General features: G+C 68.9%; 21 protein-coding genes. 16 read left to right on the top strand and 5 right to left on the bottom strand.

Features of this window, described 5'->3' with window-relative positions:
- Window positions 1-45: 45 nt before the first annotated feature.
- The 4 genes from ACFVIV_RS22280 to ACFVIV_RS22265 all read left to right on the top strand — a co-directional run bounded on the left by ACFVIV_RS22280 (window position 46) and on the right by ACFVIV_RS22265 (window position 4,020).
- The gene (locus ACFVIV_RS22280) at window positions 46-687 is read left to right on the top strand and encodes a TetR/AcrR family transcriptional regulator (protein WP_379199202.1); all 642 of its coding nucleotides are present in this window, start codon (window positions 46-48) and stop codon (window positions 685-687) included.
- 77 nt (window positions 688-764) lie between these two features.
- Entirely contained in the window at window positions 765-1,628 is an 864-nt protein-coding gene (gene map, locus ACFVIV_RS22275) for a type I methionyl aminopeptidase (RefSeq protein ID WP_379199200.1), read from the top strand.
- Between the two features lie 247 nt (window positions 1,629-1,875).
- Window positions 1,876-3,390: a cobyric acid synthase gene (locus ACFVIV_RS22270; RefSeq protein ID WP_379199401.1), complete on the top strand. Its 1,515-nt coding sequence runs from the start codon at window positions 1,876-1,878 to the stop codon at window positions 3,388-3,390.
- A gap of 66 nt (window positions 3,391-3,456) precedes the next feature.
- The gene (locus ACFVIV_RS22265; RefSeq protein ID WP_379199198.1) at window positions 3,457-4,020 is read left to right on the top strand and encodes an alpha/beta hydrolase; all 564 of its coding nucleotides are present in this window, start codon (window positions 3,457-3,459) and stop codon (window positions 4,018-4,020) included.
- On the opposite strand, the gene ACFVIV_RS22260 is transcribed toward ACFVIV_RS22265, so the two are convergent.
- Window positions 4,000-5,049 carry an alpha/beta hydrolase gene (locus ACFVIV_RS22260; protein ID WP_379199196.1) on the bottom strand — a complete coding sequence of 350 codons (1,050 nt, stop codon included), beginning with the start codon at window positions 5,047-5,049 and terminating at the stop codon, window positions 4,000-4,002. The genes ACFVIV_RS22265 and ACFVIV_RS22260 overlap by 21 nt on opposite strands.
- Window positions 5,050-5,222: 173 nt before the next feature.
- Here ACFVIV_RS22260 and mqo point away from each other — a divergent pair, with 173 nt between their 5' ends.
- The 8 genes from mqo (at window position 5,223) to ACFVIV_RS22220 (ending at window position 13,642) form a co-directional block, all read left to right on the top strand.
- On the top strand, window positions 5,223-6,746 hold the full coding sequence (mqo, locus tag ACFVIV_RS22255) for a malate dehydrogenase (quinone) (protein WP_379199195.1): 1,524 nt from the start codon (window positions 5,223-5,225) through the stop codon (window positions 6,744-6,746).
- An 18-nt stretch (window positions 6,747-6,764) separates the two neighbouring features.
- Window positions 6,765-7,214, top strand: coding sequence for a GNAT family N-acetyltransferase (locus tag ACFVIV_RS22250; protein WP_379199193.1), 450 nt, complete (start codon window positions 6,765-6,767; stop codon window positions 7,212-7,214).
- 320 nt (window positions 7,215-7,534) lie between these two features.
- Window positions 7,535-9,664 carry a magnesium chelatase subunit D family protein gene (locus ACFVIV_RS22245; protein WP_379199399.1) on the top strand — a complete coding sequence of 710 codons (2,130 nt, stop codon included), beginning with the start codon at window positions 7,535-7,537 and terminating at the stop codon, window positions 9,662-9,664.
- 568 nt (window positions 9,665-10,232) lie between these two features.
- Window positions 10,233-10,445 (top strand): hypothetical protein, encoded by a 213-nt coding sequence (locus tag ACFVIV_RS22240; protein ID WP_379199191.1) that lies wholly within the window; start codon window positions 10,233-10,235, stop codon window positions 10,443-10,445.
- Between the two features lie 135 nt (window positions 10,446-10,580).
- Window positions 10,581-11,201, top strand: a complete 621-nt coding sequence (gene cobO, locus ACFVIV_RS22235; RefSeq protein ID WP_379199189.1) for a cob(I)yrinic acid a,c-diamide adenosyltransferase — start codon at window positions 10,581-10,583, stop codon at window positions 11,199-11,201.
- A complete protein-coding gene (locus tag ACFVIV_RS22230) occupies window positions 11,195-12,691 on the top strand; it encodes a cobyrinate a,c-diamide synthase (protein WP_379199187.1) in 1,497 nt (498 codons plus the stop codon). The genes cobO and ACFVIV_RS22230 overlap by 7 nt, the downstream gene beginning before the upstream one ends.
- Before the next feature lie 219 nt (window positions 12,692-12,910).
- Complete coding sequence (locus ACFVIV_RS22225; RefSeq protein ID WP_379199185.1) at window positions 12,911-13,312, top strand: cobalamin biosynthesis protein; 402 nt, start codon at window positions 12,911-12,913, stop codon at window positions 13,310-13,312.
- 9 nt (window positions 13,313-13,321) lie between these two features.
- Window positions 13,322-13,642: a hypothetical protein gene (locus tag ACFVIV_RS22220; protein WP_379199183.1), complete on the top strand. Its 321-nt coding sequence runs from the start codon at window positions 13,322-13,324 to the stop codon at window positions 13,640-13,642.
- A 96-nt stretch (window positions 13,643-13,738) separates the two neighbouring features.
- On the opposite strand, the gene ACFVIV_RS22215 is transcribed toward ACFVIV_RS22220, so the two are convergent.
- The gene (locus tag ACFVIV_RS22215; protein ID WP_379199181.1) at window positions 13,739-14,839 is read right to left on the bottom strand and encodes a hypothetical protein; all 1,101 of its coding nucleotides are present in this window, start codon (window positions 14,837-14,839) and stop codon (window positions 13,739-13,741) included.
- A gap of 11 nt (window positions 14,840-14,850) precedes the next feature.
- Window positions 14,851-15,975: a phosphotransferase family protein gene (locus ACFVIV_RS22210; protein WP_379199179.1), complete on the bottom strand. Its 1,125-nt coding sequence runs from the start codon at window positions 15,973-15,975 to the stop codon at window positions 14,851-14,853.
- A 245-nt stretch (window positions 15,976-16,220) separates the two neighbouring features.
- On the opposite strand from ACFVIV_RS22210, the gene ACFVIV_RS22205 reads away from it, so the two are divergent.
- Window positions 16,221-17,576, top strand: coding sequence for a DoxX family protein (locus ACFVIV_RS22205; RefSeq protein ID WP_379199177.1), 1,356 nt, complete (start codon window positions 16,221-16,223; stop codon window positions 17,574-17,576).
- On the opposite strand, the gene ACFVIV_RS22200 is transcribed toward ACFVIV_RS22205, so the two are convergent.
- Window positions 17,573-18,550: a hypothetical protein gene (locus tag ACFVIV_RS22200; RefSeq protein WP_379199175.1), complete on the bottom strand. Its 978-nt coding sequence runs from the start codon at window positions 18,548-18,550 to the stop codon at window positions 17,573-17,575. The genes ACFVIV_RS22205 and ACFVIV_RS22200 overlap by 4 nt on opposite strands.
- Before the next feature lie 90 nt (window positions 18,551-18,640).
- On the opposite strand from ACFVIV_RS22200, the gene ACFVIV_RS22195 reads away from it, so the two are divergent.
- Together ACFVIV_RS22195 and cobA are read left to right on the top strand one after the other, a co-directional pair.
- The gene (locus tag ACFVIV_RS22195) at window positions 18,641-19,045 is read left to right on the top strand and encodes a PPOX class F420-dependent oxidoreductase (RefSeq protein WP_379199173.1); all 405 of its coding nucleotides are present in this window, start codon (window positions 18,641-18,643) and stop codon (window positions 19,043-19,045) included.
- Window positions 19,046-19,153: 108 nt separating this feature from the next.
- On the top strand, window positions 19,154-20,467 hold the full coding sequence (gene cobA, locus ACFVIV_RS22190; protein WP_379199171.1) for a uroporphyrinogen-III C-methyltransferase: 1,314 nt from the start codon (window positions 19,154-19,156) through the stop codon (window positions 20,465-20,467).
- Window positions 20,468-20,474: 7 nt separating this feature from the next.
- Here cobA and ACFVIV_RS22185 read toward each other — a convergent pair whose 3' ends face one another.
- Window positions 20,475-20,684, bottom strand: coding sequence for a hypothetical protein (locus ACFVIV_RS22185; protein ID WP_379199170.1), 210 nt, complete (start codon window positions 20,682-20,684; stop codon window positions 20,475-20,477).
- A gap of 240 nt (window positions 20,685-20,924) precedes the next feature.
- Here ACFVIV_RS22185 and ACFVIV_RS22180 point away from each other — a divergent pair, with 240 nt between their 5' ends.
- Window positions 20,925-22,385, top strand: coding sequence for an MFS transporter (locus ACFVIV_RS22180; RefSeq protein WP_379199397.1), 1,461 nt, complete (start codon window positions 20,925-20,927; stop codon window positions 22,383-22,385).
- Window positions 22,386-22,525 lie beyond the last annotated feature (140 nt).

Below are 22,525 nucleotides of genomic sequence, written 5' to 3'. Positions count from 1 at the left end.
AAGAGTGTTGGCAAAGTTTTAGTAGTGGCACTACAGTAAGTCGGCATGGTGAAAGAAGACGGCCGCAAAGCGCGGGCCCGCGCGACCAGGACCCGGATCGTGCGGGCGGCCACCGAGCTGTTCGTCTCCGACGGCTACGCCGTGACCAGCATCGCGGCCGTCGCCGCGCGAGCCGGGGTGGGCGAGCAGACCGTCTACTACTCCCTCGGCAACAAGCGGGCCCTGCTCACCGCCGCGCTCGATCAGGCCATTGCCGGTGACGACGAACCGGTGCCCACCCTCGAGCGATCGTGGACGACCGACGCACTGGCCGACCCGGACCCGATCGCCCAGCTGCGCGCACAGGTCGAGGGCGCGGCCGAGATCCTGCAACGCGCCGCGCCGCTGCTCGAAGTGGTGCGCGGAGCCGCCGCCACCGATACGGAACTGGCCGGCATCTGGACCACCAATATCGAGCAGCGCGCCACCGTGCAGCACACCTTCGCCGCCGCACTGGCCGCGAAAACACCACTGCGCGACGGGCTCACCGTCGCCGAGGCCGCCGACATCATGCTGGCGCTGCTCGGCCCGGAGAACTACACCCTGCTCGTCGGCGCGCGCGGCTGGTCGCCGCGGCGCTGGCGGGAGTGGACCCTGGCGGCGCTGATCCGGGAGCTGACCGAACTCGCACCGCCCGCCGGGCCCTGAACCCGGCGGCACCGGGTCGGGCGGAACAAGTGGACGCATGCGGCGAGGCACTCCGGCCGGGCGGATAGTCTTGATCCATGTCTGTGCGCACCCGCAAACCCCTCGTTCCCGGCACCCAGTCGCCCATCCGTGAGGTGCCGAAATCCATCGAGCGGCCCGAATACGTCTGGAAGAAGACGGCCAACGAAGGACACGAGCCCTGGGTGCAGACCCCGGAGACCATCGAGAAGATGCGCATTGCCGGCAAGATCGCGGCGCAGGCCCTGGAGGAGGCCGGCAAGGCGGTCGCGCCCGGTGTGACCACCGATGAGCTGGACCGGATCGCGCACGAGTACATGATCGATCACGGGGCGTACCCGTCGACGCTGGGCTACAAGGGTTTTCCCAAGTCCTGCTGCACCTCGCTGAACGAGGTCATCTGCCACGGCATCCCGGACTCGACGGTGATCGAGGACGGCGACATCGTGAACATCGACGTGACCGCGTTCATCGACGGCGTGCACGGCGACACCAACAAGACCTTCCTCGCCGGTGACGTGGACGAGGAGGTGCGGCTGCTGGTCGAGCGCACCGAGGAAGCCACCATGCGCGCCATCAAGGCGGTGCGGCCGGGCCGCGCGCTCAATGTCATCGGCCGCGTCATCGAGTCCTACGCCAACCGGTTCGGCTACGGCGTGGTGCGCGACTTCACCGGCCACGGCGTCGGACCCACCTTCCACAGCGGCCTGGTCATCCTGCACTACGACCAGCCGGCCGTGGACGCCGTCATCGAGCCCGGCATGACCTTCACCATCGAGCCCATGATCAACCTGGGCGGCATCGACTACGAGATCTGGAACGACGGCTGGACCGTGGTCACCAAGGACCGCAAGTGGACCGCGCAGTTCGAGCACACGCTGGTGGTCACCGACGACGGCGCGGAAATCCTCACCCTGCCGTGAGCGGGCGCCTCGGCGGGCGCCTCGTCATTCCGGCGCGGAACCGTCTCCTCGCCATCCCGGCGCGGAACCGTCTCCTCACTATCCCGGCGCGGAACTCTTGCCCTGTCATTCCGGCGTGCTCTTGGCCGGAATCTCGCGGTGGATCCCGGCCACAAGCACGCCGGGATGACCGAGGGCTGCGCCCCACTGAAGGAGGGCTGCGTGGTGTTGACGGAGGACTGCGCCGCCTTGACGGAGGGCAGTGCGTGTGAAGGGCGCGCTGCTGGTTGCCGGTACTACCTCTGACGCGGGCAAAAGCGTTGTTGTGGCCGGGCTTTGCCGGATGCTGGCGCGGCAGGGCGTGCGGGTCGCGCCGTTCAAGGCGCAGAACATGTCCAACAACTCCGTCGTCACCCTGGACGGCGGGGAGATCGGGCGTGCTCAGGCGTTGCAGGCGCGGGCGTGCGGGCTGGAGCCGAGCGTGCGGTTCAATCCGGTGCTGTTGAAGCCGGGCAGTGATCGGCGCTCGCAGCTGGTGGTGCGGGGCAAGGCGATCGACACCGTCGGGGCCAAGGACTACTTTCGGCATCGGACCGAGCTGCGGGCCCTCGTGGCCGCGGAATTGGCTTCGCTGCGGGCGGAATTCGATGTGGTGATCTGTGAGGGCGCGGGTTCGCCCGCCGAGATCAACCTGCGCGCAACGGATCTGGCGAACATGGGGCTGGCGCGGGCGGCGGCGCTGCCCGTGGTGCTCGTCGGCGATATCGATCGCGGGGGAGTGCTGGCGCATCTGTTCGGGACCGTGGCCATCCTGGAACCCGAAGACCAGCAGTTGATTTCCGGATTCATCGTCAACAAGTTCCGCGGTGACGTGGAGCTGCTGCGGCCCGGCATCGATCAGCTCACCGAGCTCACCGGGCGGCCCACCCTCGGGGTGCTTCCCTTCGCCGAGGACCTGTGGATCGACGCCGAGGACTCGCTCGGCACCGTCGCCGACGCGCCGGTCGGGCGACCCCGGCCGCCGCTGGGCGGGACCTGGCTGACGGTCGCGGCCATCCGGCTCCCACGGATCTCGAACTCCACCGATGTCGAGGCCCTGGCCTGTGAGCCCGGCGTCGCGGTTCGCTGGGTGGACGATCCCTCCCGGCTGGCCGGGGCCGATCTCGTGGTGCTGCCGGGCAGCAAGGCCACCGTCAGCGATCTCGAGTGGTTGCGCCGCACGGGCCTTGCCGCGGCGCTCACCGAGCGCGCGGCGGCCGGCGGCCCGATCCTCGGCATCTGCGGCGGCTATCAGATGCTCGGCCGGGTCATCGCCGACGACGTCGAGTCCGGGGCCGGCGAGGTTCCGGGACTGGGCCTGCTGGATCTCGAGATCGAGTTCGCCGATCCCAAGGTGCTGCGCCGTTCCGCCGGTCACAGCGGGGAAATCCCGGTGCGCGGCTATGAGATTCACCACGGCCGGGTGCGGTTCAGCGGCGACGAGCCCTGGCTCGAGCTCGACGGAATCCCCGAAGGCAGTGTGCGCGGGGCGATCTGGGGCACGCACCTGCACGGCGCGCTGGAATCCGACGAATTCCGCCGAGCCTGGCTGCGCGCGGTCGCCGTTGCGGCTGGTCGCGCGGATTTCATTGGGGCAGAAGACGTTTCGGTTGCAGACGAGCGCACCAGGCAGCTGGACCTGCTGGCCGACCTCATGGCGGCCCATCTCGACCTCGCCGCACTCGAAAAGCTCATCGCCGGTGGGGCTCCCGTCGACCTGCCGACACTCACTGTTCATCGGTGACGCCGCTCACAGCAATCCGTGCGACTCCCGCCGGGGACCTCCGGCGGCCGTGTAGCGTAATTCGATATGGAATCTCGGCGGATCACGGTCGGTGACCGCGTATGGACCGTGCGGGTCGGAGGCAATGAATCCCGGCACCACGTGGTCCTGCTACCCGATGCGGGCGATCCGGCCGACGTGTACGACGAGGTCTGCGCCCGGCTGCAGACCTCGGATTTGCGCACCATCGTCATCGAGACCGCGGAGGGTCTCGACACCACGACGGTCTTCGCCATCCTCGACGAACTGCGCGTGCCCTGGGCCAATCTGGTCGGCTGCGGCGCCGGCGCGGCGCTGGCCTGGCAGCTGGCCGCGCGCGGCTTCGGCCGGTTCATGAGCCTCATCGCCGCCGGTAGCGGCCATCCCGCCACCCCCGGCGCGGACGGGACCATCGCGGATTCCAGCTGCCCGCCGGTGGAGATCCCCACCACCCTGCTGGCCACCAAGCGGCTGCCGCCGGAGCTCGCCGAAGCCTCCGGCCGCCACGTCTACGGCGAATTCCGGCTGGTGCCGGTCGATGTCGCGGACGTGGCCACCGAAGCCGGCAGCGAGCTGGCCACCGAGATCGTGCTACGCACCAGCTTCTGGTGACGTAGCCGACAGCCACTCCAGCCAGGAATCCAACTCGGCGAACGCCTCGGTGCGCGGCTTCTCCGACGACAGGAACACGTCGTGACGTGCGCCTTCGATGGGGACGATATTGGTGCGATCGCCGAGGCAGCCCGACCAGCGCTGAATCTGGCGCACATCGAGCACCACATCGGACACATCGGCGGCCGGACCGTACTTGCTCATGAACTTGGTGATCTTGGACCGCAGCACCAGCGTGGGCACGCCGACATCCAGGCCCTGATGCACGCGGGCGTGCCCGCGACGGATGGCGCGCAGCCAGCCGGCGTGAACCGGGAAGCCGGTCAACGGTTTCCAGTCCAGGTTGTAATCCCATTCACCGGAGGCGGTGTGATGCAGGCTGTCGCCATAGGTGGAGATGACGCCCAGCGGCAGCTTGGTCATGGCGCTCAACCGGCCGATGCCGTGAATCAGCGCCGTGCCCACCGAGCGGTAGTACGCCGGCCCCTGCAGGTCGAACCAGGGGCTGTTGAGCACCAGCCCGGTAATGCCCTGCGCGCGCGTGCCGCCCGCCGAATTGAGGCGGTTGAGCCACAGCGAGGTCACCAGCCCGCCGGTCGAATGCCCCATGACCAGCACCGGCAGCCCGGTCTCCTCCCGCACGATCTCCAGCGAGCGATTCAACTCGGCGTCGTAGAGCGCCAGATCGCTGACATAGTGCGGGGTTTGCCCGGCCCGCGAGGAACGCCCGCACTTGCGCAGATCCAGCGCGTAGAAGGCGTACCCGCGCGCGGCCATGTGCTGGGCCAGGTGCTCCTGGAAGAAGTAGTCGGTGAACCCGTGCACGTACAGCACGGCCCGGGTCACGGTCGGGCGTTCGGCGGGCGCGTAGCGCACCAGCGTGCCCGCCACATCGCCCTCGCCGTCGGGGTCCGGGCCCAGCGGGATGGTCAGTTGCTGATAGTCCGCTCCGAGCACATCGGGCTGCCAGGAACCCGTGGCCTGCGCGGGGGCGGAGGTGGTCGCGGTGGACGACGTATCGGAGCTCACATGCCCAAGGCTAACGCCGCCGTCCCGAGATGGCGTGTGGAGGTATCTCTCACATTCGGCCTTTTCGTTGCGGGATTTCCACGTGTCCAGGGGCACAATCGGTCTTAGGTGAACGACGGGTAACCTAAGCGCCGCTGGGTTGCCATACAAAGACAAGGAAGTCGATCAACGCCGTGTCGAACGCTGCCACGATTGAAAAGACCGATGTAGTCCTCATCGGTGCCGGCATCATGAGTGCCACCCTCGGCGCACTGCTTCGACAGGTGCAGCCCGATTGGTCGATCACCCTCTTCGAGCGGCTCGACGCTGCCGCCGCCGAGTCCAGCGACCCGTGGAACAACGCCGGCACCGGCCACTCCGCGCTGTGCGAGCTGAACTACACGCCGCAGAACGCCAAGGGCGAGGTCGAGATCACCAAGGCCGTCGACATCAACGAGCGCTTCCAGGTGTCGCGCCAGTTCTGGTCCTACGCGGTCGAGAACGGCGTGCTGGCCAACCCGTCGAACTTCATCAACCCGATTCCGCACGTGAGCTTCACCCACGGCGCGGCCGGCGTGGAGTACCTGCGCAAGCGCTACGAGGCGCTGTCGCGGCATCCGCTGTTCCAGGGCATGGAGTTCATCGACGACGCCGACGAGTTCACGCGGCGACTACCGCTCATGGCCAAGGGCCGCGACTTCTCCGATCCGGTCTCGCTGAACTGGACCGAGTCCGGCACCGATATCGACTTCGGCGAGCTCACCAAGGAGCTGCTCGCCTACCTCGGCGCGTCCGGTGCGGATATCGCCTTCGGGCACGAGGTCAAGGATCTGACCAAGCAGTCCGACGGCTCCTGGATGGTCAAGGTCCGCAACCTGCGCAATGGCAAGGTGCGGGTCATCAAGTCCAAGTTCGTGTTCGTCGGCGCGGGCGGCGGCGCGCTGCCGCTGCTGCAGAAGTCGGGCATCAAGGAGATCTCCGGTTTCGGCGGTTTCCCGGTGTCGGGCCTGTTCCTGCGCTGCACCAACCCGGACCTGATCGCCCAGCACGAGGCCAAGGTGTACGGCCAGGCTTCGGTCGGCGCGCCGCCGATGTCGGTGCCGCACTTGGACACTCGCGTCATCAATGGTGAGCGCGGCCTGCTGTTCGGCCCGTACGCCGGCTGGACGCCGAAGTTCCTCAAGGACGGCAAGCTGACCGACCTCATCAAGTCGGTCAAGCCGAACAACCTGTTCTCCATGCTCGGCGTCGGCGTCACCGAGATGGGTCTGGTCAACTACCTGGTCTCCGAGCTGCTCAAGTCGCAGGCCGGCCGGGTGGGCGTGATGGAGGAGTTCATCCCGCGCGCCGACGGCCACGACTGGGATCTGATCATCGCCGGCCAGCGTGTGCAGGTCATCCGCCGCAAGGGCGCGGGCGGCGTGCTGGAACTGGGCACCGCGGTCGTGGCGGCCGAGGACGGCACCATTGCCGGTCTGCTCGGCGCGTCCCCGGGCGCGTCCACCTGTGTGAGCGCCATGCTCGATGTCATGAAGAAGTGCTTCCCGCGCGAATTCGATGGCTGGGAGCCGAAACTCAAGCAGATGGTGCCCTCGCTGGGTGTGAAGCTGTCCGAGAATCAGGCGCTGTTCCAGGAGGTCTGGGACTGGTCCAACAAGGCGCTGCACCTGGACGGAACCAACACGCCGAAGCACGCCGGGGTTTCTTCTCACGCGTAGTTGTGATAGCAACAATCGATGATGTCAACGGTTGCTCTCAAAAGGTCGTGGGCCGAAGATCTCGACACCGCGACGCTGTACAAGCTGTTGAAACTGCGCGTCGAGGTGTTCGTCGTCGAGCAGAAATGCGCCTACCCGGAACTCGACGGCTTCGACCTGCTCCCGGAAACCCGCCACTTCTGGCTCGACGACGAGGGTGACATCGTGTGCACCCTGCGCCTGCTCGAGGAACACGAGAACGGCGTGAAGTCCTTCCGCATCGGCCGCGTGTGCACCACCCCGTCCGCGCGCGGCCACGGCTACTCCAACCGTGTGCTCCAGGCCGCCCTGGCCGAGGCCGGCTCGGCGACCGTGCGCCTGAACGCTCAGAGCTACCTGGCCGACATGTACGCCAAGCACGGCTTCAAGGTCGACGGCGAGGAATTCATGGACGACGGCATCCCGCACGTTCCGATGCGCCGAGGCTGATCGGCTCGTCATCGCGCCCGCTGTGGATCACCACGGCGGGCGCGACCTTTTCCGGCGCCGTCCTCGTCATACCAGCGTCGTCCTCGTCATACCAGCGTCGTCCTCGTCGTTCCGGGGCCGTCCTCGTCATACCGGCGCCGTCCTCGTCATTCCGGCGCGCTTTTGGCCGGAATCCACCACGCTGGGTGAGATCCCGGCCAAAAGCATGCCGGGATGACGAGGGGGCGGCTTTGACGGCTGGGGTAGCGAAGGCCGCCATGAGCGGCGCGCATAGAGTTGGGGGCGTGTCCGTTTCCTCTGTGGCTCCGTATTCCGAATCCGTGCGCGCGGGCGGGTCGTCCGGTGATGAGGCCGGGTTCCCGTTCTCGGCGGTCGTCGGGCAGGAGCGGTTGCAGCTGGCGTTGATCCTGTGTGCGGTGCATCCCGGCATCGGCGGCGTGCTGGTGCGCGGCGAGAAGGGCACCGCCAAGTCGACCGTGGTGCGTGCGCTCGCGCAGCTGCTGCCGCCGGTCGTGGACGAGAGCGGCGCGCGTCCCGCGCGGCTGGTGGAGCTGCCGGTCGGCGCCACCGAGGACCGCGTCGTGGGCTCCCTGGACCTGGAACGGGTGCTGCGCGACGGGGAGCAGGCGTTCAAACCCGGTCTGCTGGCCGCGGCGCACCACGGCGTGCTGTACGTGGACGAAGTGAACCTGCTGCACGACCATCTGGTGGACGTGCTCCTCGATGCGGCCGCCATGGGCCGGGTGCACATCGAACGCGACGGCGTATCCCATTCGCACCCCGCGCGATTCGTGCTCGTCGGCACCATGAACCCGGAAGAAGGCGAACTCCGCCCCCAGCTCCTCGACCGCTTCGGCCTGACGGTCGACGTCGTCGCCTCCCGGGACGTGGACGTGCGCATGGCGGTCGTCCGCCGCCGCCTCGACTACGAAGCCGATCCGGCCGCCTTCGCCGCCCGCTACGCCGCCGCCGATCGCGATGTCGCGGAACGCATCCTGACCGCCCGCGACCGGCTCGCCGATGTCGAACTCGACAATGTGGAACTCCGCCGAATCGCCGCCCTGTGCGCAGCTTTCGACGTCGACGGCATGCGCGCCGACCTGGTCGTGGCCCGCACCGCCACCGCCCACGCCGCGTGGCGGGGCAGCGCCGAGGTGACCGAGGCCGACGTCCGGATCGCAGCCGAACTGGCCCTCCCGCACCGCCGCCGCCGAGATCCCTTCGACGAGCCGGGAATCAGCGAGGAACAACTCGACGACGCCATGCAGCAGGCGGCCGAGGAAGCCGCGCGGGCCGAGCAGCAGGACGGCGGTGCCGACGACCTGGGAAAAGGTGAAGCGGTCCCGCAGGACGATGCGGGGCCGCAGCACCTGACCGAGGACGGCTCGCAGGGGCCGGACGACGACCCCGACGGCGGACCCGATTCGCCTGGGGGAGGAGCGGATTCGCCCGAATCGTCGTCCACCCGGCATGGACCGGATACGCCGCACTCCAGCGACCCCGCCGGGTCGGATTCGACAGGCGATCCGAATTCCACTGGCAGCAGCCAGGATTCGTCCAACAAACCCGACTCCCGGGGCGAGCCTGATTCGCGGGGCGAGTCCGACGCGCAGGGCCGCCCCGCCCGCGAGGGCCGTACCGCCGCACCCACCCGGTCGATCGCCAAGCCGCCCCGCTGGGAGGTCCCCGGCATCGGCGAAGGCGCCCCCGGCCGCCGCTCCCGCGCCCGCACCCGCAACGGCCGCGTCGTGCGCGCCATCGCCGAGACCGGCACCGGCCTGCACCTGCTCGGCACCATCTTCGCCGCGGCCCCCCACCAGCGCGCCCGCGGCCGCTCGACCGGACCACTGGAATTCGCCCCCGGCGACCTGCGCGGCGCGTATCGCGAAGGGCGCGAAGGAAACCTGGTCGTCTTCGTCGTGGACGCCTCCGGCTCCATGGCCTCCCGCGACCGCCTCTCCGCGGTCACCGGCGCAGTAATCGCCTTGCTCCGCGACGCCTACCAAAGCCGCGACAAGGTAGCGGTGATCACCGTCCGAGGCCAGGACGCCGAACTCGTTCTCCCACCCACGTCCTCGGTAGACATAGCGGTCCGCCGCCTGAGCGACATGCGCACCGGCGGCAAAACCCCGCTGGCCCAAGGCCTCCTGAAGGCCCGAGAAGTCCTCCGCCGAGAGCGAGCCCGCGACCCCCACCGCCGCCCACTCCTGGTCATGCTCACCGACGGCCGAGCCACCGGCGGCCCCGACCCCGTCCCCCGCGCCCGCGCCGCCGCCCGCCTCCTCGCCGCCGACTCCATCACCGCCATGGTCGTCGACTGTGAACGCGGCATGATCCGCCTCGGCCTAGCCCGCGACCTGGCCACCGAACTACGCGCCGGCTACCTGCAACTATCCGAACTAACCGGCGACGCCGTAGCAGGACTAGTCCGAGCCACCAACGCAGCCTGACCCCGTCCACCACCCCCGGCACCGACGACACACCCCACCCGTTCAACCGACACAGGGAGGTCTATCCGCTCCCGTCCGCCGCAGGCGATCCCCATATGCGGTGACCGGGTTGGTCTATCCGCTCCCGTCCGCCGCAGGCGACCCCCTTATGCGGTGACCGGGTTGGTCTATCCGGCCCCGTCCGCCGCAGGCGATCCCCTTATGCGGTGACCGGGTTGGTCTATCCGCTCCCGTCCGCCGTAGGCGATCCCCTTATGCGGTGACCGGGTTGGTCTATCCGGCCCCGTCCGCCGCAGGCGATCCCCTTATGCGGTGACCGGGTTGGTCTATCCGGCCCCGTCCGCCGCAGGCGAACTGGCAATGAACTGTAGGGATGACAGTTGGTGGACTCGCTGTGTGGGTTCGGGGCCGTCTCGATTTTGGACTGAGTGGAGCGTGCGTCGGAGCGGGGGAGCGAAGCGGAGGAGCTCCGGCGTGCGCGGAGGGAGGGAAAAATCGAGACCGTCAGGCCCCGAACCCCGCCGGAGCGAAGCGGAGGCAAATTAAACACAGCCACGAGCGTTCCTGGATGGAACTCCCCGACCCCCCGATTCGTCTGAACGGTATGGGGATCTTTCGTCGCAACAGGTCACGCCGCCGCAGAGAGGTGGCCGAAGCCGGTGGGGATGTGGCCGGTGAGGCCGTGATGGGCGCGGCCGAGGCCGTGACGCCCGGCGTGCTACACGCAGTCGGTGCCGGCATCGGGCGGATCTTCTCGGCGATCGCGCACGCTCTGACCTGAGCGCTCCGCACCGCGCGGACCCGAGCGCTCCGCACCCCGCGCCCAGCCACGCCCGCCGGTGGCGCCGCGCCCCCGGTATGGCACCGTTGGGGGCGAGTGGCCAGAGCAGGCCGCGCGGTGAAAGGAGCTCGTTCGATGCCCAAGGGTGTTCCGCTGCCGGAAAGCATTCCCGACGACGGACTCACGACTCGGCAACGGCGCAATCAGCCGGTCCTGGCGGTGCACACCGGCCCCGGCAAGGGCAAATCCACCGCCGCCTTCGGCATGGCCCTGCGCGCCTGGAACCAGGGCTTCGACATCGCGGTCTTCCAATTCGTGAAGAGCGCGAAATGGAAAGTGGGCGAAGAAGCCACCTTCCGCACCCTCGGTCAGCTGCACGAGGAAAAGGGTGCGGGCGGCGCAGTCGAATGGCACAAGATGGGCGAGGGTTGGTCGTGGACCCGCAAGCACGGCACCGATGAGGACCACGCCGCAGCCGCCCTGGCGGGCTGGCAGGAGATCGCGCGTCGCCTTGCCGCCGAACAACACCGTTTCTACGTCCTCGACGAGTTCACCTACCCGATGAAGTGGGGCTGGGTCGATGTCGACGAGGTCGTCGAAACCCTGCGCAACCGCCCCGGCAACCAACATGTCGTGATCACGGGTCGTGATGCCCCGCAAGCACTCATCGACGCCGCCGACCTGGTCACCGAGATGACCAAGGTGAAGCACCCCATGGACGCGGGCCGCAAGGGCCAGCGGGGCATCGAATGGTGAGTGTGCCCGCGGTGGTGATCGCCGCCCCGGCTTCGGGCAGCGGCAAGACCACCCTCGCCACCGGTTTGATCGGCGCGCTGCGGCGGGCCGGACATCGGGTCGCGCCGTTCAAGGTGGGGCCGGACTACATCGACCCCGGCTACCACGGCCTCGCCGCCGGCCGCCCCGGCCGCAACCTCGACCCGGTCCTGGTCGGCGCGGAGCGGGTGGTCCCGCTGTACCGGCACGGCAGCCGGGGCTGCGATATCGCCGTGGTCGAAGGCGTCATGGGCTTGTTCGACGGCCGTATCGACGAAAACAACACCGCCCCCGTCGCCGAAGGCTCCACCGCCCAGATCGCGGCCATGCTCGGCGCCCCCGTCATCCTGGTCGTCGACGCCCGCGGCCACAGCCAGAGCCTCGCCGCCCTCCTGCACGGTTTCGCCACCTTCGACACCGGAATCCGCCTCGGCGGAGTAATTCTCAACCGCGTCGGCAGCGAACGCCACGAACAGGTCCTCCGCGCCGCCTGCGCCCGAGTCGGCCTCCCCGTCCTGGGCGCTCTCCCGCGCATGGCCGAATTGGCGGTCCCCTCACGCCATCTCGGCTTGATCCCCGCAGTAGAACACGGCACCGCCGCCCACGCCGCCACCGACGCCATGACCGAACTGGTCACCGCACACATCGACCTCCCCGCCATCGTAGCCTTGGCCGCCTCGAGTACAGCAGGACCGCAATGGAACCCGGCCGACGAACTGCACGCTGCGGACCCGGTCGACGGCTCTACCGGATCCGCGGCTGCCGTATCGACCAGTTCCGCGCCGAACGGAAAGGCAGGCGCAGCCGTCGCAGCCGCCCCGGCGCCGACGAGTCTCTCGCCGGCCGGTCCGGTCGTGGCCATAGCCGGTGGCGCAGCCTTCACCTTCGGCTACGCCGAGCACCGCGAACTCCTCGGAGCAGCCGGCGCACGCGTAGTAGCCTTCGACCCCCTGCGCGATGAACTGCCTTCCGGCACAGCGGGCCTGGTCCTCCCCGGCGGCTTCCCCGAAGAACACGCCGCCGACCTGGCCGCCAACACCCCCCTCCTGGAAGCGATCGCCCACCGCGCCCGCGCAGGCATGCCCGTCCACGCCGAATGCGCCGGCCTCCTCTACCTCACCCGCACACTCGACGGCCACCGCATGGCCGGAGTAATCGACGCCGACGCCGAATTCGGCCCCCGCCTCACCCTCGGCTACCGAGACGCCGTAGCCCTCACCGCCTCCCCACTCTGGCAACCCGGCGAACGAGTCCGCGGCCACGAATTCCACCGCACCCGCCTCACCGCACCCGCCTCCGCCCCACCCGCCTGGGCCTGGCGTTCCCCGTCCGGGGAAACGGTCCGCGAGGGCGCGGCCGCCCACCGGGTCCACGCCTCCTACCTGCACACCCACCCGGCGGGCAACCCCACCGCCGTGGCTCGTTTCGTCTCCGCCGCCACCGATTTCGCTCGGGTGTCAGCCCTGGTGTGAGGGTGCCCGCCCGCCGGACGCCAGCGATCCCCACCGGCATCGCCACGGTGGCGGTGGCTCCGCACGTACGCGATGTGGCGGCCGATGTCCGGGCGCTGTCCGCTGCAGCGCCGCCGGATGTGCCGTCGGCTCGACGCCGAGCGCGGTATCACTTCGTGGCCGGACACGCGATTCATGAGGTTGCGGCGCGATCGCGCATTGTCGGTGCACACTCGAGTCGTGGGTGATGCGGCGGGTGAGCGAGTGCGGGGTGAGCTGGCTGTCGGGGTGGGCATGCGGGTCGGAGCGACGCCCGAGGCGGTTGTGGCAGCGGTGCGAGAAGCCGTGGGGGAGAGGGATATCGGGTGTTTGACGTCGGTGGATCGGCGGGCGGGAGAGCCGGGGCTCGCGGCCGCCGCGGAGTACCTCGGGGTGCCGGTGGTGGTGTTCTCGCCCGAGGAGCTGGCAACGGTGGCGGTCCCGACGCCGTCGGCGCGGACCGCGCGAGCGATCGGCACACCCAGCGTGGCGGAAGCGGCCGCACTGCTCGCGGCGGGGAGTGATCGGCTGGTGGTTCGCAAGCGGGTGATCGCCGGGATCACGGTCGCGGCAGCGGTGATTCGAGAACGGGGCGAGACCTAAGCTGCTGTCGTGGTGTATTCGACCGAGGGGGAGAGCCGGTGGCGGGGATTCGCGGCGCTCTGGTTCGTCATGGGCGCGGTGGGGTTCCTGGTGGCGGCGGCGGTGTCCGTCCTTCTCTACGATGTGCAGAGCTATCGGCGAATTCCGTTGGAGTTCTGGGTATCTCCAATAGTTGTTTGGGCGCTCGCGGGTGGCGTCGCATGGGCATCGGGGTGGGTCGCGCGCCGGCTGGACCGGTCGCCGTACTGGGGGATCGGCGCGGGGTTCGCGGTGTTCCTGCCCGGTGAATACCTCTGCGCGGTGGCTGTGGCGAACTACCTGTGGTACTAGCGAAACGAATCCGCCGCACCCGCCGGCTGGTTGGTACCGGCGGGTGCGGCGGGGCGAATCACGGTTGCAAGGGAAGTGATTCGCGGATACGGGGAGTCAGGGGGCGACCGAGCCCCAGTCGGCGAAGCCGGTGGGGTCGTGGCGGCCGAGGCTGCCGTGTTCGAACAGGCCCCAGCCTTCGGCGCCGTTGCAGCGGGCCTTGCCGACGTGGTCGATGACGCCGAAGGGGATGCGGCCGGCCAGGGCGGGATCGGAGAGGTCGTAGAGTCGGCTCTCGGACCAGTTGCGGCCCTTCCATTGGCCGTGCAGCCAGTCCGGGTCGCCGCCGTAGCCGCAGCCGACGTTCAGGGCCACGAAGGTGCCTGCCTCGACTTCGACTTCGAGGGGTTTGCCGTCGGGGGTGGTGAGTTCCAGGCGCAGGGCGGTGGGGATGCGGGTGCCGGACTTGTAGGTGAGATGCACTCGCGGCCAGCCCAATTGCTCGATGCGCCCGTCCGCCCAGATGCGGGTGGCGTCATTGAGGGTGCGGAAGCCGTTGGGCTCCTCCTGGACGATGACGATGATGGAGAAGTCGTCGAAGCGCAGCGGCACGTAGAGCCACCAGAACCCTTCGGAGGGTTCGTCGGCCACGCGTCCGGCCGGGTCGCCGTCGCCGACGGGCCGGATGCCCCAGGAGCGGTCGCGGGTGCCGGTCCACACGGCGGGGTCGACGGTGAAGTCGGTCCCGTCGACGGCGAGGGTGCCCGACCAGGAACCGACCTGAGCGAAACGCTGGGCGTCGATTATGGGCCGGTTCAGGCCGGTGATGATGGTGTGCGGCTGCTCCTGCACGACGGGGAAGGCGCCCTCCCAGGTCATGTCGAAGGACAGATCCTCGTGTTCGCACACGACGCGAAGCTTCTGCAGGGGCTCCACGATCTCGATGCGGTAGCCGCCGACCTTGGTGTCCAGGCTGCGTTCGGTGAGCGCATCGGAGAACCGCACCGCGCGCTGCTGATCCCCGCGGCGCACGGTGGCGAAGGCGTCGATCACCCCGAGGTTCGGGTACACGCCGAACCCGGTGACCAGGAAGGTGCCGCCGTCGCGATCGCAGGCGTTGAAATAGCTGCGGTCGTAGAAGTTCCGATCGCTGGTGCCGACCCGCGCCATGGGCAGCGGGGTCTGGTGGATGGGGTATTCGTCCAGTGGACCGATCATGGTCAGTTCTCTCAATCCCAGGCGTAGGTGCCGTCGAGCAGGGCTTCCAGCAGTGGCCGGTGCATGACGTAGTCGTCGCGGTCGGCGGTGTCGGTGTCCTCGCCGAAATGGATCATGCGGCGCTTGACGCGGCCCATGACGATGCCGTGCCGCAGCGCCGCGTAGAGCAGATACCAATCCAGGTCGACGGGCTTGTGGCCGGTGAATTCCTCGTACATCGCCTCGACGTGACTGCGGCGCATGTAATCGGGCAGGCCCGGCTGGTCGAAGCGGGTGGCGATGTCCTGGAAGAAGCGGTGGATCAGGATGGTCCAGGCGATATCGAGCTCGCGCGGCCCGAGCGCGGCCATCTCCCAGTCCAGCACGGCCACCGGGTCGTGACCGTCGAAGATGATATTGCCGGGCCGGGCGTCACCCCAGCTCAGCACGGTCTCGGTCTCGGCGGGCCAGGTGGCCTCCAGATGTTCGAAGGCGCGCTCCAGCAAGGGAATACGGAAGCCGTCGCGCGCGAGCGCCCAGTCGTACCACGCCTTCTGGGCGTCGAAATGCCGGCGCAGCGCCGAACCCTCGCCGTCCAGCATCGGGAACTTCCCGAGCGGATTCTCGATGGCGTGGATCTTGGCGATCACCTCGACGGTATTGCGGGTCAGCCGATACCGCTCCTCGGGCGTGGAATCGAACAGCCAGCCCAGGAATACGTACGGCGGATTGTCCTCGGGCACACGCCCGTCGACCCGCCGCATGACGAAGAACGGTGACCCGAGCACCGTTTCGTCGTTCTCCAGCCAGCACAGCGGCGGCAGCGGCAAATCGGTGGCCTTGGCGACGCCGTCGATGACGGCGTATTGCGTTGCCAGATCGTATTTCTCGAAAACCGGGAAGGAACTGTCCTCCGGCGCCAAGCGCGCCACGAAGGAGCCGCCCGCGGGCTGTCCGTTCTCGCTCCACTCGGCCTCGAACAGCAGCGTGGTGCTGGACATGCCGCCCGCCGTCGGACGGGTCAGCGAGGTGACCTTCGGCGGCGCATCGGCGTCGACTTTGGTGGCGAGCCATCCGGTGAGTTCCTCGGTGAGCACATCGAGGTCGCGCTCGCTGGTGGTCAGTTGCCGCCGCTGGTTGGGGTCGGCCGACGTCATTGGTCCTCCTGACGCAGTGAAATTGAGTGAAATGTAACTCGTTCTAGTTGGCTCGCGAAGGGAATTCCGGGGTCGAATTCGAGCAGTTCCGTTCAGCGGGATTCCGCTTGTCCACCCTGATGTTGCGCGCGTACCGCCCAGGGGCGATTAGTTCCGTAGGGGGATGCGAGATTCGTTCTGGAGTCTGATGCGTGCACGCCTCGGCACTCCATAACGTCGGAGGAAATGTGACGTGAGGGGTTTGGATGAGTGTGCAGACTGCGGACGCGACGATCGACCTCGAACCGGAGATTCCGGAAGGGCCGGGACGCTGGAACCCGGCGCTGCGCATCCTGTTCCGGTTCTGTTTCGTGTACTTCGGGCTGTTCCTGCTGATCTATCCGCAGCCGATCCTGGCGTTGCTCGGGCCACTGACCAAGTGGGTCCCCGAGAGCTGGGGCCGGGGCTACGCGGACTTCCCGAGCCCGTTGGTGGAGTGGGTGGGCCGCACCGTCTTCGATGTCGAAGCCGTCCTGCGCACCGACTCCGGCAGCGGTGACCAGACCTACCTGTGGGTCCTGGTGTTCTGCTTCTTCGTCACCGCCGTGGCGGCCACGATCGTGTGGAGCGCACTGGACCGCAAACGCCGCGAATACCGCCGACTCGCGGGCTGGTTCCTACTGTTCGTCCGGATCCTGCTGGCCGGTCAGATGCTGCTGTACGGCTTCGCCAAGGCCATTCCGGCGCAGATGCCGGAGCCGTCGCTGGTCACCCTGCTGGAACCGTTCGGCGAGTTCACCCCGATGGCCGTGCTGTGGACCCAGGTCGGCGCCTCGCCGGTCTACGAGAGCCTGCTCGGCATCGCCGAGATCACCGGCGGCGTGCTGCTGTTGCTGCCGCGCACGGCCCTGGCGGGTGTGCTGGTCAGCCTGATCAGCATGGCGCAGGTATTCATCCTCAACATGACCTACGACGTACCGGTCAAACTGCTGTCGTTCCACCTGCTGTTGCTGGGCCTGGTGCTGCTGGCTCCCGAGGCGCGGCGGCTGACGGCGGTGCTGCTGGGCGGCGCGGCCGGACCCTCCACCACACCCGAACCGGTCGACAGTCGCCGTGGCCGCCGCATCATCGCGGCCGTTCAGGTGGTGCTCCTGCTCTGGTTCTCGGCCGGATTCGCCATGGCGACCTGGGAGGGCTGGACCCAATGGGGCAGCGGGCGGCCGAAGTCGGAGCTCTACGGCATCTGGGAGGTCACCGAATTCACCCGCGACGGTCAGCCGGTGGCGCCCCTGCTCACCGATGAAAGTCGTTGGCGGCGAATGGTCTTCGAAGATCCGGGCATGGCCGTGTACCAGCGGATGAACGACGAGATGGTGGTGGTCGGCGCCGAGATCGATGCGGGCGCGCATCGAATCACGCTGAGCCCGCCCGAGGCCGAAGCGCCCTTGGCGACCTTCACCTACGAACGGCCCGCACCGGACTCCATGACGCTGACCGGTGAACTGGAAGGCCGCCCGGTGACGATTTCACTGCACGCGGTCGACCTCGACTCGATACCGGTCCGCCAGCAGGAAGTGCACTTCGTGCAGGACTACCCGCGCACCGGCGCCGGCGTGCGCTAACCGGTGGCACTGCCGATCTGATTGACCCAGTTGGGATTCGGTGTGAAGAACACACCGGATCCCGGCACGAAGGCTTGCCGCGCCTCCTGGTCGCCCAGCAGTCGGGCGGCCAGCCAGGCGGTGGGGTAGCCGAGGTATCCGTACACCCCGGTCGTGCAGGGCCAGGACGCCTCGGCGCATCCCGGCCGGCCCTGCACGTCATTGTGATTCGGTCCGACGAGCGTGCCCCACACCTTCGGGATCACCGGCGGAATCGCCTCGTAGTACGCCCGAATCGACTGCAATCCGATCAGTTGCGGCGGCAGCGGCTGCGTCGACGGCGCGACGAACACATCCTCCGAGCCGTTGACCAGGAAAACGGACCCGTCGACCAGCCGCGAGGTGTCCGGGCACCAGGCGCCGGTCGAGCACAGGATCTGGATGGGCAATTCGATCGGCACCGCCGTCTCGATCCGCCCGCCGGAATTGGTCATGGCATTGAGCGCGCCGGTCGCGCCCTGCGAATGCCCCACCGCGCCAATGGCATTCGGATCCAGCCGCTCATGGAACACGCTCGCCGGATCGGCCGCCCTGCCCAGCAGATAGTCCACGGCCCCGGCGATATCGATCCCCGACCCGGTCTGCTGATTCTCGGTGGCGATCACCACGAACCCCCACGACGCGAAATGCCGCAGCAGGTACTCGTACTGCGCCGGCACGGCATCGGTCCCATCGCCCCAGGTGATGATCGGATGCCGCACCCCGCCCGCACCCAGCTCCGCCGGATACCAGACGTCATAGGCCGCGCCGGTGGAATCGCAACAGCCGAAACCCTTTTCGGCCGCCACCGCCCACGGCCCCGGTTGCGAGAACCTTGTCTCGACCCCCGGAGCCGGTCGATACGGATCCGCCGCCTCGGCCCCCGCCGTCCCGGCGCACGGCAGCATCACCAGGAGCGCGACGACAAGCACCCTGAGCACGGCATGACGCGTCATACCAGCAGAGCTTAGGAATCCCGCACCCGATTTCCCGGGCGCGACGCTCCGCCGGGAATCTCCGTGCGCACCACGGCGTTCACTCCACGCGTGACCACACTCCCGGAGGAACTCGAGAAGTACGTCGACGAATCGAAGGTCTACGCCACCGTGGCGACCATCGGCGCCGACGGCCAACCGCACCTCACCGTCGTCTGGCTGCTCCGCGACGGCCAGGACCTGATCTACTCCACCACGGTGTCCCGCCAGCAGTACAAGAACCTGGTCCGCGACCCGCGCGCCACCGTCCTGATCCTGCCGCCGGACCGGCCGTTCGTCTATGCCGAGATCCGCGGCAAGGTGACCCTCGAACCCGATCCGGCCCGTGAGCTTCCCGATCGCGCCGCCCTGCACTTCACCGGCAAGAAGTACGCCGAATTCAATCCCGCCTCGGTCAACGACGCCGAGCGCGTGATCGTCCGCATCACCCCGACCAAGGTCTACAGCCGCATCTGATCCTCGCCGCCGCCCGCCGGCCGCGTGCCGCGCAGCCGCGGCGGCGGGCTCCGGCCCGGACGGCCCGGTGAGGTTTCTATCGGTTGCCGCACGGACGCCGGGCGGTTGATGCCCCCGCCGATCCAGCCCGTAGGCTCAATTCTTGTGCCACACACGTCAGCCGCAGCCGATGACCAGCCCGTTGGAGACCCGAACTACCTGGTCGGGCTCGATCTGAACGGCCGCCGAGTCGTAGTCGTCGGCGGCGGAACCGTCGCCCAGCGCCGCCTCGGCCTGCTCATCGCCTCCGGCGCGGACGTGCACGTCGTCACCCGCGAGGCCACCCCGGCGGTCGAGGGCATGGCCACCTCCGGGCAGATCACCCTGGAGTTGCGGCCCTACGCCGACGGCGATCTGGACGGCGCCTGGTACGCCATGGCGTGCACCGACGAGCCCGAGACCAATGCCGCGGTCGTCGACGAGGCCACCCGCCGCCGCGTGTTCTGCGTGCGCGCCGACACCGCCCGGCTGGGCACGGCCGTCACCCCCGCGACCGCCCGCTACGACGGCATGACCCTCGGCGTGCTGGCCGGCGGCCAGCACCGCCGCTCGGCCGCGGTCCGCACCGCACTGCTGGAAGCGCTGCAATCCGGTGTGGTCACCGATGATTCGGCTCCCGTCACCCCCGGCGTCGTGCTCGTCGGCGGCGGTCCGGGCGATCCGGATCTCATTACCGTGCGCGGCCGCCGCCTGCTGGCCCGCGCGAATCTCGTTGTCGCCGACCGGCTCGTCCCGCAGGAGCTGCTGGCCGAGCTCGGCCCGGACGTCGAGGTGATCGACGCCGCCAAGATCCCCTACGGCCGGGCCATGGCGCAGGAGGCCATCAATGCCGCGCTGATCGAGGGCGCGAAAGCCGGGAAGTTCGTGGTCCGCCTCAAGGGCGGCGACCCCTATGTCTTCGGCCGCGGCTACGAGGAATTGGAAGCCTGCGTCGACGCCGGTGTTCCGGTCACCGTCGTCCCCGGCGTCACCAGCGCCATCTCGGTGCCCGCCCTGGCCGGCATTCCGGTCACCCATCGCGGCGTCACCCACGAATTCGTGGTCGTCTCCGGCCATGTCGCCCCCGACCACCCGGATTCGCTGGTCGACTGGCCGGCCCTGGCCCGCCTGCGCGGCACCATCGTCCTGCTCATGGCGGTCGAGCGCATCGACAAGTTCGCCGCCGCCCTGCTGGACGGCGGACGCGCCGCCGACACCCCGGTCACCGTGATCCAGGAAGGCAGCCTGCGCACCCAGCGCATCGTGCGCGCCGACCTGTCCACCGTGGCCGAGCAGGTCCGCGCCGAGGGCATCCGCCCGCCCGCCATCATCGTCATCGGCCCCACCGCCGGTTTCACCGCCGGGGCGCCGGACGGCGAGGCCGCCACGGCGAGCCCGCGCTGATCCGGGTTCAGCGGCGCCGCAGGGCGAGCCAGAGGGCCGTGCCCAGCAGCCCGCCCGTGCCGATGACCACCGCGACCAGCAGCACCAGCACCACCGCGAGATCCGGCGCACCGGTCGCGACCATGATCCAGGCGATGACGAGCTCGATGACCGCGACCGCCAGCAGCCCCAGGCAGACGGGCAGGGAGATGGTGAGGCGTGGCGGTTTCTCGGACACGGCCAACTCCTTCGCAGCGCGCGGCGACACCTGCCGTGATGTAGCGATCGTAGCCGCGCGCCCAGGGCCGGGACGCGTTTCGCGAGGCGGCGGGGGAGTGCCGCGAGCTTCCCGGCGGCTACCGCCACCAATTCCGGGTGGTCGCATGACCGGTGCGGGTGCGGTGTGTCGAATGACGGCGATTCGCGGGCAGAGGGCATCCACTACAGTGGCGGGGTGCTCGAGAAACCCGCTGCGACGATGCAGTATCCGGTGACCACGCGGGCGTTCGGGCTCGCCATCCTCGTACTGAGCGGTTTGCAGCTGATGGTGGTGCTCGACGGCACCGTCATGATTCTGGCGCTGCCGCGGCTGCAGGACGAGATGGGGCTGTCCAGCGCGGGCAGCGCGTGGACCGTCACGGCGTACGGTCTGCCGTTCGCGGGGCTCATGCTCCTGGGCGGGCGGCTCGGTGACTCGTTCGGGCGGCGGCGCATGCTGATTCTCGGCGTCGCGCTGTTCACGCTGGCTTCGGCGCTGTGCGGTATGGCGCAGAACGAGGCCTGGCTGATCGCGGCTCGCGCGCTGCAGGGGACGGGTGCGGCGATCGCCGCGCCGACGGCTTTCGCCTTGGTGGCGAGCACCTTCGCGCCCGGGCCGGCGCGGAATCAGGCGGTCGCCATCTTCGGATCCATGGTGGGCATCGGATCGGTGGGCGGCCTCGTGCTCGGCGGCGCCCTGACCGAATGGGATTGGCGCTGGATCTTCTGGATCAACGTGCCGATCGGCATTCTCATCGTGATCGGTGCGATCTATCAGCTGCGCGATACCGAACACCAGCGGATCAGCCTCGACGTCCGAGGCGCGGTGCTGGGAACCGCGGCCTGTGCCGCAATCGTTTTCGGCGCGACCGAGGGGCCGTCGATGGGCTGGGACAGCCCGGTCATCCTGGGCTCGCTGCTCGGCGGTCTGGCGCTGCTGATCGTCTTCGTCTTCGCCGAGCGCTCTGTCGCCAACCCGCTGCTGCCGTGGTCGCTGTTCGACAGCCGGGACCGCGTGATCTCCTTCGTCGCGATCTTCCTGGCCTCCGGCGTGCTGGGCGCGACGACCTTCTTCGTGGCGCAGTTCCTGCAGAACGTGCTCGGGTACAGCCCGCTCATGGCCGGTCTGGCCAGTATTCCGTTCACCCTCGGCGCGGGTGTGGGCACCGCCGTCGCCTCCAAGGCGGTGCAGTACGCACAGCCGCGCTGGCTGCTGGCCGGCGCCGCGACCCTGCTGGCCTGCGGCCTGTATTTCGGTTCCACACTGGATGGTTCGGCCCAGTACGTGCCCACCCTGCTGATTCTGCTGTCGGTGGTGGGTTTCTCGGTGGGCATGGCCATCGTGATCCTGCCGCTGTGCGTCCTGGTCGGTGTGGACATGGCCCATATCGGCCCGCTGTCGGCGGTCGGGCAGATGTTCATGAATATGGGCACCCCGTTCGCGGTCGGCCTGCTCAGCCCGGTCGCACTGTCGCGCACCCTGTCGCTCGGCGGCACCAATGGCAAGGCCGCCGATATGACCCCGCTGCAGATCGACGCGCTCGGCAGCGGGTACACGCTGGTGCTGCTGGTCTGCGCGATCGGCACGGCGGTCATGGGCCTGCTCGCGCTCACCCTGCGCTACACCCCGGCGCAGCTGGCCCAGGCCCAGCACGCGCAGGATGAGGCGCAGAAGTCCTGAGCAGCCGAGCGCGCAGTCAATAGCTCGCGCCCTCATTCGCCTCGTCATTCCGCTGTCGGCGGGCTACCGCTCCGACCGCATGCGCGCGTTCTTCAATCCGGGCGACGATCCGCAGGGCATCGGCTACCAGGCCCGCCAGG

It is taken from the genome of Nocardia sp. NPDC127526, assembly GCF_042672265.1.
GTDB lineage: Bacteria > Actinomycetota > Actinomycetes > Mycobacteriales > Mycobacteriaceae > Nocardia.
This window is presented reverse-complemented; position numbering and strand designations above follow the sequence as displayed.

Coding starts and splice junctions, on each gene's coding strand:
- cobO (WP_379199189.1), top strand. CDS start 10,581: ATGCCCAAGGGTGTTCCGCTGCCGGAAAGCATTCCCGACGACGGACTC.
- ACFVIV_RS22230 (WP_379199187.1), top strand. CDS start 11,195: ATGGTGAGTGTGCCCGCGGTGGTGATCGCCGCCCCGGCTTCGGGCAGC.
- ACFVIV_RS22180 (WP_379199397.1), top strand. CDS start 20,925: ATGCAGTATCCGGTGACCACGCGGGCGTTCGGGCTCGCCATCCTCGTA.
- map (WP_379199200.1), top strand. CDS start 765: ATGTCTGTGCGCACCCGCAAACCCCTCGTTCCCGGCACCCAGTCGCCC.
- ACFVIV_RS22210 (WP_379199179.1), bottom strand. CDS start 15,975: ATGACGTCGGCCGACCCCAACCAGCGGCGGCAACTGACCACCAGCGAG.
- ACFVIV_RS22265 (WP_379199198.1), top strand. CDS start 3,457: ATGGAATCTCGGCGGATCACGGTCGGTGACCGCGTATGGACCGTGCGG.
- cobA (WP_379199171.1), top strand. CDS start 19,154: ATGCCCCCGCCGATCCAGCCCGTAGGCTCAATTCTTGTGCCACACACG.
- ACFVIV_RS22280 (WP_379199202.1), top strand. CDS start 46: ATGGTGAAAGAAGACGGCCGCAAAGCGCGGGCCCGCGCGACCAGGACC.
- ACFVIV_RS22205 (WP_379199177.1), top strand. CDS start 16,221: ATGAGTGTGCAGACTGCGGACGCGACGATCGACCTCGAACCGGAGATT.
- ACFVIV_RS22215 (WP_379199181.1), bottom strand. CDS start 14,839: ATGATCGGTCCACTGGACGAATACCCCATCCACCAGACCCCGCTGCCC.
- ACFVIV_RS22250 (WP_379199193.1), top strand. CDS start 6,765: ATGATGTCAACGGTTGCTCTCAAAAGGTCGTGGGCCGAAGATCTCGAC.
- ACFVIV_RS22240 (WP_379199191.1), top strand. CDS start 10,233: ATGGAACTCCCCGACCCCCCGATTCGTCTGAACGGTATGGGGATCTTT.
- ACFVIV_RS22200 (WP_379199175.1), bottom strand. CDS start 18,550: ATGACGCGTCATGCCGTGCTCAGGGTGCTTGTCGTCGCGCTCCTGGTG.